Genomic DNA, 14,578 nt, shown 5'->3' on the forward strand with positions numbered 1-14,578 from the left:
ACCCGCCGCAACCTCAGGCATCCGCAGAGATTCTTAGAGCAGCCGCAATCGCCGCGGGCCCCAAAGCTAGCGCCAGGGAAAACATTGCTCCCAACAACGCCAGATAAGGCCCATAGGCCAACCCGTCAACCGCGGCTCGCACTGAGCCTGAGCCAAAAATGAGAACCGGCATGTAAAAGGGCGTCACCAGAAAGGCCACCAACATACCGCCGCGTCGCAAACCCACCGTAAGTGCGGCTCCGATCGCGCCCAAAACGCTCATTACCCCGGACCCCAGTGCCAGAGAGGCCATCAGCACATGTACGCCGGATAGGGGCAAACCCAGCATAAGCGCGAAAAGTGGCGACAGCAGCGCAAGAACCAAGCCGCTGATCATCCAGTGCACCAAGAGATACGGCATGACGAGGAAGTAAAGAGGTTGATCAGCAATCAATAGCTGGTCCAGGGATCCATCGTCGTAGTCGCTTTGAAAAAGCGTCTCGGCGCCTAACATGTTAGCCAAAAGCGCAACGATCCAGAGGATTCCCCCAGCAAACAACGACAGAGTATCCGGAGAAGGGCCCAGCCCTAGAGGAAACAATACAACGACAATAGCGAAAAAAAGCGCCGGATTGAGAAGCTGTACGGGCCGCCGCAAAGCGAGGGTCAGCTGACGTCGAAGCAATGCTGTGTAAACGCCGGCATTGCTTCCGGAATTCATTGGGCTGCCCCGGCAGAGATTTCCAGTACACGAGCAGTCACATTCGCATCGAGCATTTGGTGTGAGCTCAGTAATACCGCACCACCGTGCTCCGCGTGCGCGATAAAACGCTGCTGCAAACGCTCGACGCCCTGCGCGTCAATCGCCGTGAACGGTTCATCAAGCAACCACAACGGCCGCTGACTAAGATACAGACGCGCAAGATCAACCCGACGCTGTTGCCCCGCCGACAATTGCCCGGCGGGCACGTCTTCGTAGCCAAAGAGACCGACCTCTGCGAGGGCCGCGTCGATCGCTACATCATCAGGAAAAGCCTCGCCCGATGGATGCCAGTGAAGGTTTTCCCTAGGGGTCAGAAGCCCCTTTACCGCGCTTTGATGTCCGAGATACAGACAAGCGGAATGCCGTTGAACCAGCCCATCAAAACCATAGCGCGACAAACCCGCGAGCATGCGCAACAAACTCGTTTTACCCGCACCGTTCTCCCCGCGCAAATGCACGATATCTCCCGCGCTCAGAGAAAAGGAGAATTCCGAAAACAGCTGACGACCACCCCGCTCGATCCCGAGGTTAGCTGCTTCGAGCAAGATTGATGCGCTCATGCGTTAGAGGTTTACCGCGTTGATTCGCGAGAACGCTGTTTCAAACTCTTCAGGCTGAATTGGGTCCGCCGCATTTAAACTGGCGAAGTCGAACAAATCTCGGTCTGCCAGCTGTGAGGGAGAAACGTTGCTAATAGCCTTGAAAATAGTCTCGGTACGCCCCGGATACTGGCGATCCCAATCGACCAGCATTTTCTTGATGGCCTGACGCTGTAAATTATCCTGCGATCCACACAGGTTGCAGGGAATAATAGGGAACGCCATTTCCTGAGCGTAACGCTCAAGATCAGCCTCTTTACAGTAGGCCATCGGCCGAATCACCACATTTTTGCCATCATCGGACAATAGCTTCGGAGGCATCGCTTTTAAGCTTCCACCAAAAAACATATTAAGGAACAGCGTTTCTACAATATCGTCTCGGTGATGTCCCAGCGCTATGCGAGTCGCGCCAATTTCTTCGGCAAAGCCATACAAGGTTCCGCGTCTCAGGCGAGAGCACAGACCACATGTCGTCTTACCCTCAGGAATGACCGACTTCACCACGCTGTACGTGTCTTTTTCGAGGATGTGGTATTCGATGTTTTGCTTATCCAGATACGCTGGAAGGATCTCCGGTGGGTATCCCGGCTGCTTCTGGTCCATATGCACGGCGATGAGTTCAAAATTCACAGGCGCGCTTCGCTGTAGGTTTTGCAAGATATCGAGCATTGCGTAGGAGTCTTTGCCGCCCGACAAGCACACCATGACGCGTTCGCCATCGCGAATCATGTCGAAATCTACAATAGCCTGTCCGACCTGACGTCGAAGGCGCTTATGCAGCTTGTTGAACTCGGTTTTGGAGCGTCGCGGATCGCGGTTCATCGCGATAAAAACCCTGTTTAGAACACGCGCGCATGGTACTCGTCCAGCGCTGGGAAGGTCCAGCACGGCTTATCAGGGCAACTTGTCTTTTTCGGGCGTAATGCCGACAATGCGCGGCGTAATTTTTCCCCCTAGTTTCAACATCAGAGGTTTCCTATGAAAGCACCTGTTCGCGTCACAGTCACCGGCGCAGCCGGCCAAATTGGCTACGCACTCCTTTTCCGTATCGCGTCTGGCGCTATGCTGGGTGACGATCAACCCGTCATTCTTCACCTTTTGGATATCACGCCCGCCATGGATGCCCTCGAGGGTGTTCGCATGGAGCTAGATGATTGTGCATTCCCGCTGCTAGCCGGCATTGTCTGCACCGACGATCCTAATGTGGGCTTCAAGGATGCTGATTACGCTCTCCTCGTAGGCGCTCGCCCTCGCGGCCCTGGCATGGAGAGAAAGGACTTATTGGAAGCCAACGCTGCAATTTTCTCGGTACAGGGCAAGGCCATCAACGATCATGCAAGCCACGATATTCGTGTTCTGGTTGTGGGCAATCCTGCCAATACGAATGCGCTCATCACCCAGCGAAATGCTCCAGACATCGACCCACGTAACTTCACCGCCATGATGCGACTGGATCACAACCGCGCTAAGACCCAGATTGCTCAGAAGCTCGATGCCCCGGTGACAGCAGTCAGCACAATGACTGTGTGGGGAAATCACTCGGCCACCCAGTACCCAGATCTCCACCATGCCACGGTGAACGGCAGCGTCGCGGTCGATGCGGTAGATCAACAGTGGTACGAGGACGACTTTATTCCCACGGTGCAGCAACGCGGTGCGGCCATCATTAAGGCGCGCGGCGCGGCCTCAGCGGCGTCCGCCGCTAACGCCGCCATCGATCATATGCGGGACTGGGCACTCGGCACCGCCGATGGAGACTGGGTTTCTATGGGCGTTTATTCCGATGGATCCTACGGCATCGCTGAGGGCCTGATCTACTCCTTCCCTTGCCGCTGCAGTGGCGGTGATTGGAGCATCGTGCAGGGCCTAGAGATAAATGACTTTAGCCGCGGACGAATGCAGGCTACGGAGCAGGAACTCACGGAAGAGCGTGATGCGGTTGCTGACCTCCTCCCATAAGTAACAGCTTCGCTTACCTATGACTCAAGCCGCAAGCCAGCGGGCCTACCACCACGGAAACTTGCGTGCGGAGTTACTCGAAGAAGCCGTCGAGCAACTCCGTCACACTCCTGCAGAGCAACTCAGTCTGCGGGCCGTGGCGCGTGCCCTTGGCGTTTCTCAGACAGCCCCCTACCGGCATTTCAGTGGTAAGGAAGCATTGCTCGCCGCGATCGCTACCCGAGGGTATAGAGAACTTCTCGACCTCTTGGGAAGCGCACGCGATGCGGGGGGCGATAGCGCGTCACAGCAACTGAGACTGGTGGCAAGGTCCTACGTCGATTTCGCAGAGACACAGGAACAGATATTCAAGTTAATGTTTGGACCGCTGGTACAACCTAGCGCTGACTACCCCGAACTACGGGGCGTTAGTAGAGAAACACTGCTGTTGGTGCAGTCGATCTTGCAGCACGGGATGCACAACGGTGAGTTTGAAGAGCAAGACGTAATCTATCTTGCGAATGCTTCCTGGGCCGGCATCCACGGTGTGGCCACCCTGCGCGTTGACACTCCAGGCTTATACAGCAAGCACATCGACCTGCTACGGCAGATCGATGTCGCTGTAAATGCTTTCATAAACGGGATACGTCGGCGAAAAAACTAGCGCCGCATACCTCCCGCGGCGGCTCGTCGGCCATCAAGTATCACGCAGCACCTCGGCAGGAGCCACCGACACCACACGCCTGCAGTTCCACAACCCCAGTCCACCGATCAATACAGCGGCGCCCGCCAGCGTTGGAAACCACAGAGCCGGCGTTGGCGTGTAAGGCAGTTCCAGCACGAAACGTTGCAAAGCCCAGAACGCCCCTTCCGCGGCGGTAATAGCCAGCAATCCAGACATCACGCCCAGAGTTATAAACTCGATCGCAACACCACCCAAAATATGAGTGCGCCCTGCCCCGAGGGCTCTTAGCAAGGCGCTCTCCCGTAGGCGTGAATCAGAGGTGGCCTGTACGCCGGCAATGAGCACTAATATCCCCGCCAATAGAACCAGACCCAGTACCAGCTCAATCGCAGCAGATACTTGCCCCAAGGTGCTCCTTAGCTGAGCCATAATTGCGTCGATCTCCAACACCGTCGCCGTTGGGTGCTGCCGTAAAAGATCGTTAAGCAGCGCCTTTTGTTCAGGCGGCAGGTAAAAGCTTGTCATATAGGTCACGGGATAACTCTCGAGGAGACCTGGCGGGAACACCATGAAGAAGTTGGGCTTGAAGGACTCCCAATCCAAGGTCCGCAGGCTGGTTACAGTGACCGTCAATTCAGCAGCACCGATACGAATATCCACCTGATCGCCTACCGCCATCCCGTACCGCTGGGCAAATTCCTCCTCAACGGACACCGCCGCAAGTTCTCCGGATCGCCACCAGCCACCCTCAAGGAGCTCGTTGCCATCAGGGATTTCTGCAGACCAAGTGAAATTTACTTCCCGCTGGGAAGGAGCGTCTTCTTCCTCGGGCTCGATAGGCAGCGCCTCACCTGCGACGCCCATCAATCGTCCACGCAACATCGGGTAGAGTCGCTCCCGCTCCACCTGGCGATCGTCAAGCAAAGTGCTTACCGAACCAAGCTCATCAGGCGCAAGGTTCAGCAAAAAGTGATTAGGGGCGCCCTCGGGCAACTGCTGCTGCCATCCCTCTAACAACGAGGTTCGCAACAGTCCCAACAGAAGCAGCAACATTATCGCCACCGCAAACACTACTAGCTGCAGCGCATTCCCGAGGCCATGTCGCTGCAAACTCGCCAGCGCGAGACGCCAAACGCTGCCAGCCTGCATGCCCAAAGCTCGGCCTCCGCGAAGCAGTGATAGAGCCACCAGTCCACCCACAACCGTAACGGCTACAAGTCCACTCAACACGATGAGCGTCAGCTGAAGATCTGCGCTGTACCACCACATCAGCAAAACCACGGCAAGCAAGCCCAACAGATAGTCTCTAGGCTCGCGGGTGTCGTGGAGCGGCATATCGCTGCGCAGTACACGCAATGGGCTGATATCTGTGAGTCTACCCAGAGAAGGCCAGGCAAATACGCCAACACAAACCAGCGCGGTAACAGCGCCTATGAAATAAGGTCTTGGCTGAATAAGTGACGGCATCACCGTTAGTTGTTCCGCGAAAGACTGCAAAGCAGCGACCTGAAGCACCCAGGCAAGGAACCATCCCAGGAGCAAAGAAATCAGCCAACTCAATGCGAGTGTGGCCGCGTAGAGACGTTTTACCCGGGTTGAGTCGGCCCCCAAACTCTTGAGCAGCGCCACGTAGTTTTGATGTCTTTCAGCATAACGCCGCGCGGCAAGCCCCACCGCTACGCTGGCCAATATAACCGCAAGACTGCCGGCCAAGAGTAAAAACCGTTCCGCTCGGGCCAGTGCTCGACCCACCGACGGCTGCGAGGTTTCCACGCTTTGTAGTCTTTGCCCGGGCCCCACAGTCTCTTCCAACCAAAGCCCAAAGGCTTCGGCGGCCTCTGGCTCACCGGCGTAAAGGTGGCGATAGCTCACTCGACTACCGGGCTGAACGACTTGCGTCGCCGGAATATCAGCACTGTTGAGCATTACTCTAGGACCGACTCCCAAAAATCCACCGGCGCGATCCGGTTCACCGCGTATTGCGGCCGCCACGATGAATTCCGCCTCACCAATCCCAACGCTGTCTCCGACATTCAGCTCCAGTAGCGCGAAAAGCCGCGGCTCAATCCATACCGAGCCCCGGGGCGGTGCACCGCGATGCTCTCGTAACTCGCCGTATGGCGTGTCGCTGAGTCTCAACGCGCCCCGCAAGGGGTAAGCCTCGCTCACGGCTTTGACTGACGCGAGGACCATTCCGTCATCGCCGCCGTAGAGCATCGAAGTAAAGTTGAGTGTTTGCGCAGAGTCCATGCCTCGCGCCGACGCCTCATCAAGCCAGTCAGCAGGCAGTGGTCTTGCGTCGCGAACCACAAGATCGGCGGCAAGGAAGCTATGACTTTCTTGCCGCAGTGCCGATTTGAGGGCCGCCGCAAATCCACTGATCCCCGAGATCATGGTCACAGCCAGCACCAGCGCGCCTAAGAGAACACCTAACTCTCCTCCGCGCCAATCGCGGACAAGCATCCGAAGCAGAAGAGTCATATCAAGCGGTCTCTACTTCATTAAGTTCACCGCTGTCCATTTGCAGTTGGCGGGCACAGCGCTTGGCCAGCTGTAAGTCGTGTGTCACCAGAACCAGCGTAGTGCCCTCCTCCTTATTTAACCCAAACAATAGATCGGTTATGCGTTCGCCCGTGGCTCGATCAAGGTTGCCCGTGGGCTCATCGGCAAAAAGTATTCTCGGAGACCCGGCAAAAGCCCTGGCGATAGCAACGCGCTGCTGCTCACCTCCCGAGAGTTGTCTGGGGTAGTGATCTCGTCGATCGGCAAGACCGACACGCTCAAGAAAATCTGCCGCGCGCTCGCTGGCATTACGATCTCCTTTTAACTCCAGAGGAAGCATCACATTTTCCAACGCAGTCAGCGCGGGGAGTAACTGAAAGGACTGAAATACGAAGCCAACATCGCGTCCCCGCAACGCCGCTCTTCCATCCTCACTGAGCGCCTGTAAGTCCTCGCCATCGATGCGCACATGGCCATCGGTCGCAGTGTCCAATCCAGCCAACAAGCCAAGGAGTGTGGATTTGCCGGAACCCGATGCGCCAATAATAGCTACGCTCTCCCCCGACTTGATTTCGAGGTTAATCCCTTTCAGTATCGCAAGCTCTCCCTCTGCCATGGGTACCCGCTTGCCAAGATTTTCTGCAGTTATCATTTGTACTCCTTTGTTGCACGCTTTACGCGTGGGTTTGCTGCTTGGATTGGCGCTGATACCCACAAGCTGGCCCGCTAACGCGAGCGACGCAACCAGCGTGCATGGCTCGGACCCCGGAAGTCCGCGAGTGCTTGTGCTGGGCGATAGTATCAGTGCGGCCTACGGCATGTCCCTAGAACAGGGATGGGCTGCCCTTCTGGAGCGACAATTGAAGAAAAGGTGGGATGGCAGCCAAGTGATTAACGCCAGTATCAGTGGGGACACCTCTGCGGGGGGCTTACGTCGTCTGCCTGACCTCCTGGAAGAGCACCGCCCTGATCTGGTGGTCATCGAGCTTGGAGGCAACGATGGCTTGCGCGGTTACCCAACCCAGAAGCTGGAGGCCAATCTCACGGAGATGGCAGAACTCGCTGTAGAAGTCGGCGCTGACGTTCTGCTCCTGCCTATGGAGATACCACCGAATTATGGACCGCGCTATACGCGCTCCTTTCGTGAAAGCTTTCAGCGCGCGGCAAGCAACACCGATTCAACCCTGGGGCCTTTTCTACTGGACGGCATCGCTACGGAACCCGCACTTATGCAGAACGACGGCATCCATCCCACGGTAGAAGCCCAGCCGATGATCACGCAGATTCTCCAGCCGGTGATTGAAGAACTACTGGGGCAGCGCACACCCTCATGAGCCAACGAGAACAGACAGCGCTTCAGGCGCGGCTCTACAAGATAATTTTTGGCACTGACACTCCGTCGGGGAAGTGGTTCGACCTCGCACTCATATTTGCCATTCTCATCAGCGTGGGGGTCATCATCGTTGATTCTCTGGCGGATGTTCATCGAGATCACGGCGAACTACTCCAACGGATCGAGTGGGGTTTTACACTCCTTTTCACGATTGAGTACTTTGTGCGTATCTGGATTGCACAAAACCGCCGAGCCTATCTGTTCAGCTTCTACGGAATCATCGACCTCCTTGCGATTTTGCCCAGCTATCTGGCGATTCTGGTTCCACAGACGGCGCCATTGCTGATCATCCGGCTGTTGAGGGTGTTACGCGTATTCAGAGTGCTGCGCTTAGTGGGCTACCTTCACGAGGCCAACCAGATTGCAGGGGTGATGCGCAGTTCCTGGCGGCAAATTTTCGTATTTTTCTCCATCGTAATCACGATCATTGTCGTTTTCGGCTGTCTGATTTACGTCTTGGAAGGACCGAACAATGGCTTTGAAAACATCCCCGTAAGCGTTTACTGGGCCATCGTGACCGTGACCACCGTTGGCTACGGCGACGTAGTTCCCGTGACGCCTGCGGGGCGTGCCATATCGTCCATGGCCATGCTCGTAGGCTATGCAATCATCGCGGTACCCACCGGGATATTCACTGCCAACATTCTGGAAAAACGCCAGCGTGACCGCACCCCGCTCAACTGCCCTCAGTGCTCTCGAGCAGGACACGAAGAAGATGCTCGCTATTGTCGACACTGTGGCAGCTCGCTGCGAACGGACAGCGACGATTAACTGCAAGATGTAACTTAGAAGCCAAGGTTCGCAAAGGCACTTGCAGTGCTAGACATCGGTCTATATTGAGCTCTAAAAGGAGTTTGAAGAGGAGCTCTAAAGAGAACTCCGTTGCGAACTACTCAGTCGACTTTTGCGATAGCCGTTCGATGATGTAGCTACCCAGCAACCGAAACTCAGTCTGTCGCGGTGTTTTCTTTCTCCACATCAATCCAATATCACGCTTTACTTCTGGATCGGCAAAGGGCGTGAGTATCACATCAGGGCTGGCGAGCCCTCCCGCTGTGACCGCCATCCCCGGCACGAGAGTCACTCCAATGCCACTGGCAACCATCTGCACCACCGTAGTCAAGCTCGTCGCCTGATAAGGCACCTTGTACTCACTGCCTCGTAGCTTGCAGGCCTCAAGGGCATGGTCACGCAGGCAGTGGCCATCCTCGAGTAACAACAACTCCTGCCCCTGGAGGCTGCCGGTATCGAGATCACTTTGAGCCGCCAAGGGATGATCCAGTGGAGAAGCAAGGTAAAACGGGTCATCGAACAGATGCATACTTTCTACACCCTCGGCAGCCACCGGCAGTGCGAGCAGGAGTAAATCGAGTTCACCGCGGTGCAGCGCTTCGATGAGGGGTTCGGTCAAATCCTCGCGAATGAAGGGCGTGAACTCTGGATAATCGCTGCGCAGGGACTTCAGCAAGCCGGGTAGCAAAAACGGAGCGATGGTCGGTATGACTCCGAGGCGCAAACGCCCACTCAAGGGTTCCGCAGACGCCTGACATAGCGCGACGAGATCCTCGACATCCAGCAACAGGCCTCTGGCGCGTTCAACCACTTCCTCACCCAAACCTGTCAGCACGAGACTGCGGTTGTTGCGCTCCAGTAGAGACGCTCCCAGAACCTCCTCCAGCTCGAGAATTCCCGCGCTCAGTGTGGACTGAGACACGTGGCAGGCCTTGGCAGCACGACCAAAGTGTCCGTGCTCTACAACGGAGCACAAATAGCGAAGCTGCTTTATGGTGGGGTGTCTGCTCATGACTATGCTTTGATACCAGAATCGAAAAGATAGCAGAGTTCGCTGAAAATGGATCCCCGTTGACGGTTAATCCTCTGTCAATGCCGTTATAATCAACCGATGGATCTTATCGTTTTTGACCTCGACGGCACCTTACTCAACAAATCGTCCAAAATATCAGCCTATACACGGGAAACTCTCCGACGGCTCACTGCTCGGGGAATCGCCTATACCGTGGCAACGGGTCGTGCCCTGCATGGCGCCGTAGATATCCTAGACGACCACGGATTTTTACTGCCGCAGATTTATAAGAATGGCGTCATGATCTGGAACCCCGAGATTGGCAGCTACAGCACAAGCCATGTGTTAACGCTGGACGAAATTGGGCATGTCGCGGATGCCTTCACCGAGAGAGACGTCACACCTTTCTTTTTCACTCTTGAGCCCGGCAATCGTCACGCGGCCTATCACCCCCCTTTAAGACAGAAAGCAGAGTACAAGTTGGTCAAAAGCTTTGAGCGGGAGCGTAATCTGCCTGTGCGCCCCATAGCTGAGTTGCCCGCGGATGCTGACATCACAAACATCAGCGCTATTGGTCCCGATACGGCAATAAATGCTGTCGCCGAGATGATTCAGGACGAAGATCAGCTCGTCGCCTACATGGGTGTAGCCATCGAAGATCGGCGGCTCAACTGGATCGATATCCATCACCATTCAGGGAGTAAAGGTGGCGCTGTCCAATCCCTGAAACAGGAGCTGGGCTTTAGTCGCGTCATTTGTTTTGGCGACAGCGATAACGATCTGAGCATGTTTGAAACCGCCGACGAGGCCTACGCCCCGGAAAACGCAAAAGACAGCATTAAGGCCGCGGCCACTGCTGTTATCGGACATCACGACGCAGATGGCATCGCTCGCTTTCTAAGAGAACGCTTCGATCTCTGATTAGTCCCGCCGGGTGTGAGCTGCCACCCATCCCCTGATCTTGATGACTGCTCTCGATGACCTCCGCTGAAAATCAAGCCTGAGCGATTTATACCTCTGTTCTTGATAGACTCGGCGTTCTGTAATCGGCACCCAACGGGAACCCATCGCTATGGTCTTATTGGTCGCAGGTATTTTACTTTTTACCGGAACTCATCTTTTTTTGAGTCTCGCACCCTCCAAGGTGAGCGCTGCCAAGGAGAAAATGGGTGAGAACGGCATAAAGTCTTTGATTACCGTTTTCACTGTCGCGGGGATGGTTCTGATTGTTCTGGGTTGGCGAGGTAGCGAGAGCACCTGGCTGTACACAACACCCTCAAGTATTCGAGGAGCCGCTACCGGCTTGGTGGTTCTGGCACTTTATCTATTTGTAGTTTCCAATCGACCGTCCGCAATCAAGCGTTTTATTCGTCACCCGCAGTTAAGCGGCGTGCTGGTTTGGGCAGTAGCGCATTTACTGCTCAACGGTGACTCCCGCTCTTTGCTACTTTTCGGAGGGATGGGGCTTTGGGCGATCCTGGAGATTCTGCTAATTAATCGCCGGGACCCTGCTCCCGCAAAACCCTCAGCGCCGGGCTTGATATCAGAGATGATCACTGTCGCCATTACTCTGGCCGTTGCTGCGCTCATTGTTTGGGCACACCCTTGGCTGGCAGGCGTTCCCGCAATCGCCAGCTTCTAGAGGTCTAAACATATGACCCAGGTCCGCGATATAATGTCGCGCCTGCATAGTTCATAGTTCTCCACCGCTCCTCCAACTCGCGCATTGCCGCCTTCATCGTTTTAGGAACTCTCTCATGGCTGTTAAGACGCCACTCTCTCGCGACAGCAATCCGCTGTCTGAGTCCGAAGCTTTACGCGAGCATATCAATCGCGCCCTAGCAACAAGCCCCCCCTCGGGTCTCGAAGAGAAACTCATTTACCGTTTATCCAAATTTTGGTTTCGTCCCGAGCTTCACAATACCGATCGCCTGCCTGACCGGCCCTGTCTGTTTATTGGAAATCACGCACTCTTTGGACTGGATGGCTTCGTCATTCTCCCAGTATTGCTGCAAGAATACGGACGATTTTTGCGTCCTATGGGAGACAAATTTCTCTTCTCTCAGCCTAGCGTCGCTAAAACGCTGCTGCGCCGCGGCGCCACCATGGGCCACCCGGATGTTGCCCGGGCTCTGATGGCCCACGATCAGGACATCCTGGTTTTTCCCGGCGGCGCTCATGAGGCGGTGAAACCCAGCCGGGATCGTTACCAACTGCAGTGGAAAGAACGCCTTGGTTTTATTCGTCTAGCCGCAGAGTTCGGGTATACGATCGTACCCTTCGGCCTCGTGGGTCCTGATGAGTTCTACGAGTATCTTCTTGATAGCGAGCAAGTGGTCAAGCTCTTAAAACAATACGGATTCTGGTCGGACAATATGCGACCAGATGCGATTCCGCCCTTGCTCCGCGGTGCTCTTGGAACGCCTCTGCCGAGGCCTCAGGCAAGCTATCTCAGCTTTGGTGAGCCTCTAACCCTGCCACCACCGACAAAACGGGCGCCAAGTGTGAAGCAACTAAGGGCCTGGCGTGCGACTGTTGCCGAACGCATTGATCAGGAAATAGCAGACATGCTCTTACGTCGAGAGCAGTCCAGACACACCCTGGGCATTCTTAGACGACTAGCCAACGTTTAGGGAGTTCGGGCTGATGTAGCTTCGGCAGATAAACAATGAGCTACTCAGCCATCACCTTCGCAAGGCGTTCGGGATGCCGCCAACGAGTGCCCAAGACCCGCCAGAGATACAGCACGGCATTAGTGATCAGCATGCTCACAAAAACCCACCAACTCACCAATGGTCCCAGCTCCCAAACAACAATCACAAATACCTGAACGATAAGCGTGAGGACATGAACGATCACCGACGCTATCAATAGCCAGCGAGTGTCCCCTGCTCCGCGCAGGACACCGCTGCATACCAGAATTAAAGCATCGGCAACGGCATAGGTCGCCAAACCGATCATCATCGGAGCACCCACTGCCAGAATTGGCGAGAAGTCTTGTCCGGGCGTGGCGAAAATCCCTAGTAAAGGCTCTCGCCATATCACGAACATCAGCCCCATAAGGCCAGAGTACGTCACTGCAATCACAAAACCCGAGGCAATCACCTCGTTAGTCTTTGACATATCACCCGCGCCAACGGTGCGACCTACCATGCTCATAAGCGCGATATTCAGTCCCATGAGCGGCACGAAAGACAGCATGTCCCAATTAAAAACGATTGCCATAGCGGCCCCTTCGGCCACTCCGTAGGACTGAAACAACAGTAAAAACACGTTAAATGTGCCCATACCTATAAGCACCTCAAACCCTGAGGGCAAGCCAAGACGTAAATAGCGACGCATGATTCCCGGCGCGTAGAAGAACGACTTCCGAATATGAAAGCGCCGCGCATGAATGGGATTGAAGTAAAACAACAGATAAATCGCGATGGAAAGGATGCATGCGATCACGGTTCCCAGGGCAGCACCAATTATCCCCATCTCGGGCAGACCGTAACGTCCAAAGATGAGCACATAGCTCAATGGGATATTCAAAAAAACGCCTATGAGATCCGCGATCATAACCACCCTGGGCCGCGCTATTCCGGAAAAATAGGAAGCCATCACAGTCTTAATAAGGAAGAAAAAGCTGCCCATGATGAAGGTCAGGAAATAAGGCTTTTCGAGCGCAATTAGGTCGGGCGCGTGGCCCATCCACTCGAACATCGACATCATCGGCCAGGCCATCAGCAACAACAGTGGCATGGCTAATACACAGAGAATGATGCCCTGGGTGACTACGCGAGGGCAGCTGCGCATATCGCGCCGACCAAAATACTGAGCAACCATCGCGTTGCCGTATGCGGCGATACCGTTAAAAAAACACAGGCAGACCCAGAAGGATACGCCGCCCCCGAGAGAGGCGGCCACATGCACGGGGCTAATTCTCGACAGGAAAAAGCGGTCCGCGAAGGACATCAGGGCGTAGGCACCCTGCGACACAACCATGGGCAGTGCCAGTAAAAACAACCTGTTCAGCGTTGATCGAGTGAACCACATAGCGCCCTGCCATTCGGTGGGCGCGTAGTCTACTCCTGTAGGCGCTTATACCGTGAACAAAGAATGAATGAGAATAGAGATCAGGACTCTCGCTGAGAGACCCCGAGCTTCTCCAGGTTAGCAATCATGTCTTCCGCAGAGGAGCTGGGCTTCACCGCGGTGTCTATATGGGATATCACACCATCAACGTCAATGTAGTAGGTATGGCGACGGGCGAAGCCTCTGGTGAATACCTCATAGGCCTTGGCCACTTCACCATCAGGATCACTTAACAGCGGAAAGTCTGCTTCCGTCTCGTTAGCGAACTCCGCGTTCTTCTCCACGGGGTCGGTGCTTGCCATGAAGTAAGTCACGTCAAACTTTCGGATGTTATCGCCGTTCTCAGCCAGACTCTTACATTCCACGGTACAGCCTGAGGTAAATGCACGAGGAAACCACGCCAAAACTACCGCCTGCTTGCCGCGAAAATCAGCCAACTGATACGTTTTGCCATCTGAGGCTTCGAGGGTGAAATCTGGGGCCATATCGCCCACTTTTAACTCAGCCTTCGCAAGCATAGAGGAAACGCTGAGCACCAAAACGAACAGCGCGCGAAGAGACAAAGCTCCAAAATTCTGCATAGCAACTTACTCCGGGATAAAATTAGGGCTACCTGGATTACGCTCAACCTGGATCCCCATAAATGTGGTGAACGCAGTATGAGCTCTTTGTACGCTAAAATGTGACCTCAGATCACTTTCTGGCAGCCTCAGTCAGCCGCGACAGGCGACAGCTTTGGGTACCGCGCACCTCACATTCGGGGATATTAACCCTTTACCTTGCAGGCTCTTACCGTTAACTTCGTGTTTGCGTAGAGGTAGTGCGTAGCAAGCTGTCG

At 55.1% G+C, this 14,578-nt stretch carries 15 protein-coding genes; 7 read left to right on the forward strand and 8 right to left on the reverse strand.

The window, feature by feature from the left end; all coding sequences use genetic code 11:
- Positions 1 to 13 precede the first annotated feature (13 nt).
- Genes ccmB through ttcA form a run of 3 tightly spaced genes read right to left on the reverse strand, consistent with a single transcriptional unit; the run spans position 14 to position 2,163 of the window.
- Complete coding sequence (gene ccmB, locus R0137_RS12475; RefSeq protein WP_407326731.1) at positions 14 to 700, reverse strand: heme exporter protein CcmB; 687 nt, start codon at positions 698 to 700, stop codon at positions 14 to 16.
- Positions 697 to 1,302 (reverse strand): cytochrome c biogenesis heme-transporting ATPase CcmA, encoded by a 606-nt coding sequence (gene ccmA / locus R0137_RS12480; protein WP_407326732.1) that lies wholly within the window; start codon positions 1,300 to 1,302, stop codon positions 697 to 699. Before ccmA ends, ccmB begins: the two co-directional genes overlap by 4 nt.
- A 3-nt stretch (positions 1,303 to 1,305) precedes the next feature.
- A complete protein-coding gene (ttcA, locus tag R0137_RS12485; RefSeq protein WP_407326733.1) occupies positions 1,306 to 2,163 on the reverse strand; it encodes a tRNA 2-thiocytidine(32) synthetase TtcA in 858 nt (285 codons plus the stop codon).
- Between the two features lie 156 nt (positions 2,164 to 2,319).
- Here ttcA and R0137_RS12490 point away from each other — a divergent pair, with 156 nt between their 5' ends.
- Both R0137_RS12490 and R0137_RS12495 read left to right on the forward strand, forming a co-directional pair.
- Entirely contained in the window at positions 2,320 to 3,300 is a 981-nt protein-coding gene (locus R0137_RS12490; RefSeq protein WP_407326734.1) for a malate dehydrogenase, read from the forward strand.
- 19 nt (positions 3,301 to 3,319) lie between these two features.
- Positions 3,320 to 3,943, forward strand: coding sequence for a TetR/AcrR family transcriptional regulator (locus R0137_RS12495; RefSeq protein WP_407326735.1), 624 nt, complete (start codon positions 3,320 to 3,322; stop codon positions 3,941 to 3,943).
- Between the two features lie 33 nt (positions 3,944 to 3,976).
- On the opposite strand, the gene R0137_RS12500 is transcribed toward R0137_RS12495, so the two are convergent.
- Both R0137_RS12500 and R0137_RS12505 read right to left on the reverse strand, forming a co-directional pair.
- The gene (locus tag R0137_RS12500; protein ID WP_407326736.1) at positions 3,977 to 6,445 is read right to left on the reverse strand and encodes an ABC transporter permease; all 2,469 of its coding nucleotides are present in this window, start codon (positions 6,443 to 6,445) and stop codon (positions 3,977 to 3,979) included.
- A 1-nt stretch (position 6,446) separates the two neighbouring features.
- Complete coding sequence (locus tag R0137_RS12505; protein ID WP_407326737.1) at positions 6,447 to 7,118, reverse strand: ABC transporter ATP-binding protein; 672 nt, start codon at positions 7,116 to 7,118, stop codon at positions 6,447 to 6,449.
- Between the two features lie 28 nt (positions 7,119 to 7,146).
- Here R0137_RS12505 and R0137_RS12510 point away from each other — a divergent pair, with 28 nt between their 5' ends.
- Together R0137_RS12510 and R0137_RS12515 are read left to right on the forward strand one after the other, a co-directional pair.
- On the forward strand, positions 7,147 to 7,800 hold the full coding sequence (locus tag R0137_RS12510; protein ID WP_407326738.1) for an arylesterase: 654 nt from the start codon (positions 7,147 to 7,149) through the stop codon (positions 7,798 to 7,800).
- Positions 7,797 to 8,630: an ion transporter gene (locus tag R0137_RS12515; RefSeq protein ID WP_407326739.1), complete on the forward strand. Its 834-nt coding sequence runs from the start codon at positions 7,797 to 7,799 to the stop codon at positions 8,628 to 8,630. The genes R0137_RS12510 and R0137_RS12515 overlap by 4 nt, the downstream gene beginning before the upstream one ends.
- Positions 8,631 to 8,748: 118 nt before the next feature.
- Here R0137_RS12515 and R0137_RS12520 read toward each other — a convergent pair whose 3' ends face one another.
- Positions 8,749 to 9,663, reverse strand: a complete 915-nt coding sequence (locus R0137_RS12520; protein WP_407326740.1) for a hydrogen peroxide-inducible genes activator — start codon at positions 9,661 to 9,663, stop codon at positions 8,749 to 8,751.
- A 99-nt stretch (positions 9,664 to 9,762) separates the two neighbouring features.
- Between R0137_RS12520 and R0137_RS12525 the strand changes: the two genes are divergently transcribed.
- From R0137_RS12525 to R0137_RS12535, 3 genes are all read left to right on the forward strand, one after another.
- The gene (locus tag R0137_RS12525; protein WP_407326741.1) at positions 9,763 to 10,584 is read left to right on the forward strand and encodes a Cof-type HAD-IIB family hydrolase; all 822 of its coding nucleotides are present in this window, start codon (positions 9,763 to 9,765) and stop codon (positions 10,582 to 10,584) included.
- 202 nt (positions 10,585 to 10,786) lie between these two features.
- The gene (locus R0137_RS12530) at positions 10,787 to 11,305 is read left to right on the forward strand and encodes an NnrU family protein (protein ID WP_407326742.1); all 519 of its coding nucleotides are present in this window, start codon (positions 10,787 to 10,789) and stop codon (positions 11,303 to 11,305) included.
- 115 nt (positions 11,306 to 11,420) lie between these two features.
- A complete protein-coding gene (locus R0137_RS12535; protein WP_407326743.1) occupies positions 11,421 to 12,296 on the forward strand; it encodes a lysophospholipid acyltransferase family protein in 876 nt (291 codons plus the stop codon).
- Positions 12,297 to 12,336: 40 nt separating this feature from the next.
- On the opposite strand, the gene R0137_RS12540 is transcribed toward R0137_RS12535, so the two are convergent.
- Together R0137_RS12540 and R0137_RS12545 are read right to left on the reverse strand one after the other, a co-directional pair.
- Entirely contained in the window at positions 12,337 to 13,701 is a 1,365-nt protein-coding gene (locus R0137_RS12540; RefSeq protein WP_407326744.1) for an MATE family efflux transporter, read from the reverse strand.
- Positions 13,702 to 13,781: 80 nt separating this feature from the next.
- Positions 13,782 to 14,321 carry a peroxiredoxin gene (locus R0137_RS12545; protein ID WP_407326745.1) on the reverse strand — a complete coding sequence of 180 codons (540 nt, stop codon included), beginning with the start codon at positions 14,319 to 14,321 and terminating at the stop codon, positions 13,782 to 13,784.
- Between the last annotated feature and the right edge of the window lie 257 nt (positions 14,322 to 14,578).

This window comes from Congregibacter brevis (genome assembly GCF_045689245.1).
GTDB classification, from domain to species: Bacteria; Pseudomonadota; Gammaproteobacteria; order Pseudomonadales; family Halieaceae; genus Congregibacter; species Congregibacter brevis.

What these genes read in the sequence shown, in the direction of transcription:
- ccmB (WP_407326731.1), bottom strand. Translation starts at nt 700, where the DNA reads ATGAATTCCGGAAGCAATGCCGGCGTTTACACAGCATTGCTTCGACGT.
- ccmA (WP_407326732.1), bottom strand. Translation starts at nt 1,302, where the DNA reads ATGAGCGCATCAATCTTGCTCGAAGCAGCTAACCTCGGGATCGAGCGG.
- ttcA (WP_407326733.1), bottom strand. Translation starts at nt 2,163, where the DNA reads ATGAACCGCGATCCGCGACGCTCCAAAACCGAGTTCAACAAGCTGCAT.
- R0137_RS12490 (WP_407326734.1), top strand. Translation starts at nt 2,320, where the DNA reads ATGAAAGCACCTGTTCGCGTCACAGTCACCGGCGCAGCCGGCCAAATT.
- R0137_RS12495 (WP_407326735.1), top strand. Translation starts at nt 3,320, where the DNA reads ATGACTCAAGCCGCAAGCCAGCGGGCCTACCACCACGGAAACTTGCGT.
- R0137_RS12500 (WP_407326736.1), bottom strand. Translation starts at nt 6,445, where the DNA reads ATGACTCTTCTGCTTCGGATGCTTGTCCGCGATTGGCGCGGAGGAGAG.
- R0137_RS12505 (WP_407326737.1), bottom strand. Translation starts at nt 7,118, where the DNA reads ATGATAACTGCAGAAAATCTTGGCAAGCGGGTACCCATGGCAGAGGGA.
- R0137_RS12515 (WP_407326739.1), top strand. Translation starts at nt 7,797, where the DNA reads ATGAGCCAACGAGAACAGACAGCGCTTCAGGCGCGGCTCTACAAGATA.
- R0137_RS12520 (WP_407326740.1), bottom strand. Translation starts at nt 9,663, where the DNA reads ATGAGCAGACACCCCACCATAAAGCAGCTTCGCTATTTGTGCTCCGTT.
- R0137_RS12525 (WP_407326741.1), top strand. Translation starts at nt 9,763, where the DNA reads ATGGATCTTATCGTTTTTGACCTCGACGGCACCTTACTCAACAAATCG.
- R0137_RS12535 (WP_407326743.1), top strand. Translation starts at nt 11,421, where the DNA reads ATGGCTGTTAAGACGCCACTCTCTCGCGACAGCAATCCGCTGTCTGAG.
- R0137_RS12540 (WP_407326744.1), bottom strand. Translation starts at nt 13,701, where the DNA reads ATGTGGTTCACTCGATCAACGCTGAACAGGTTGTTTTTACTGGCACTG.
- R0137_RS12545 (WP_407326745.1), bottom strand. Translation starts at nt 14,321, where the DNA reads ATGCAGAATTTTGGAGCTTTGTCTCTTCGCGCGCTGTTCGTTTTGGTG.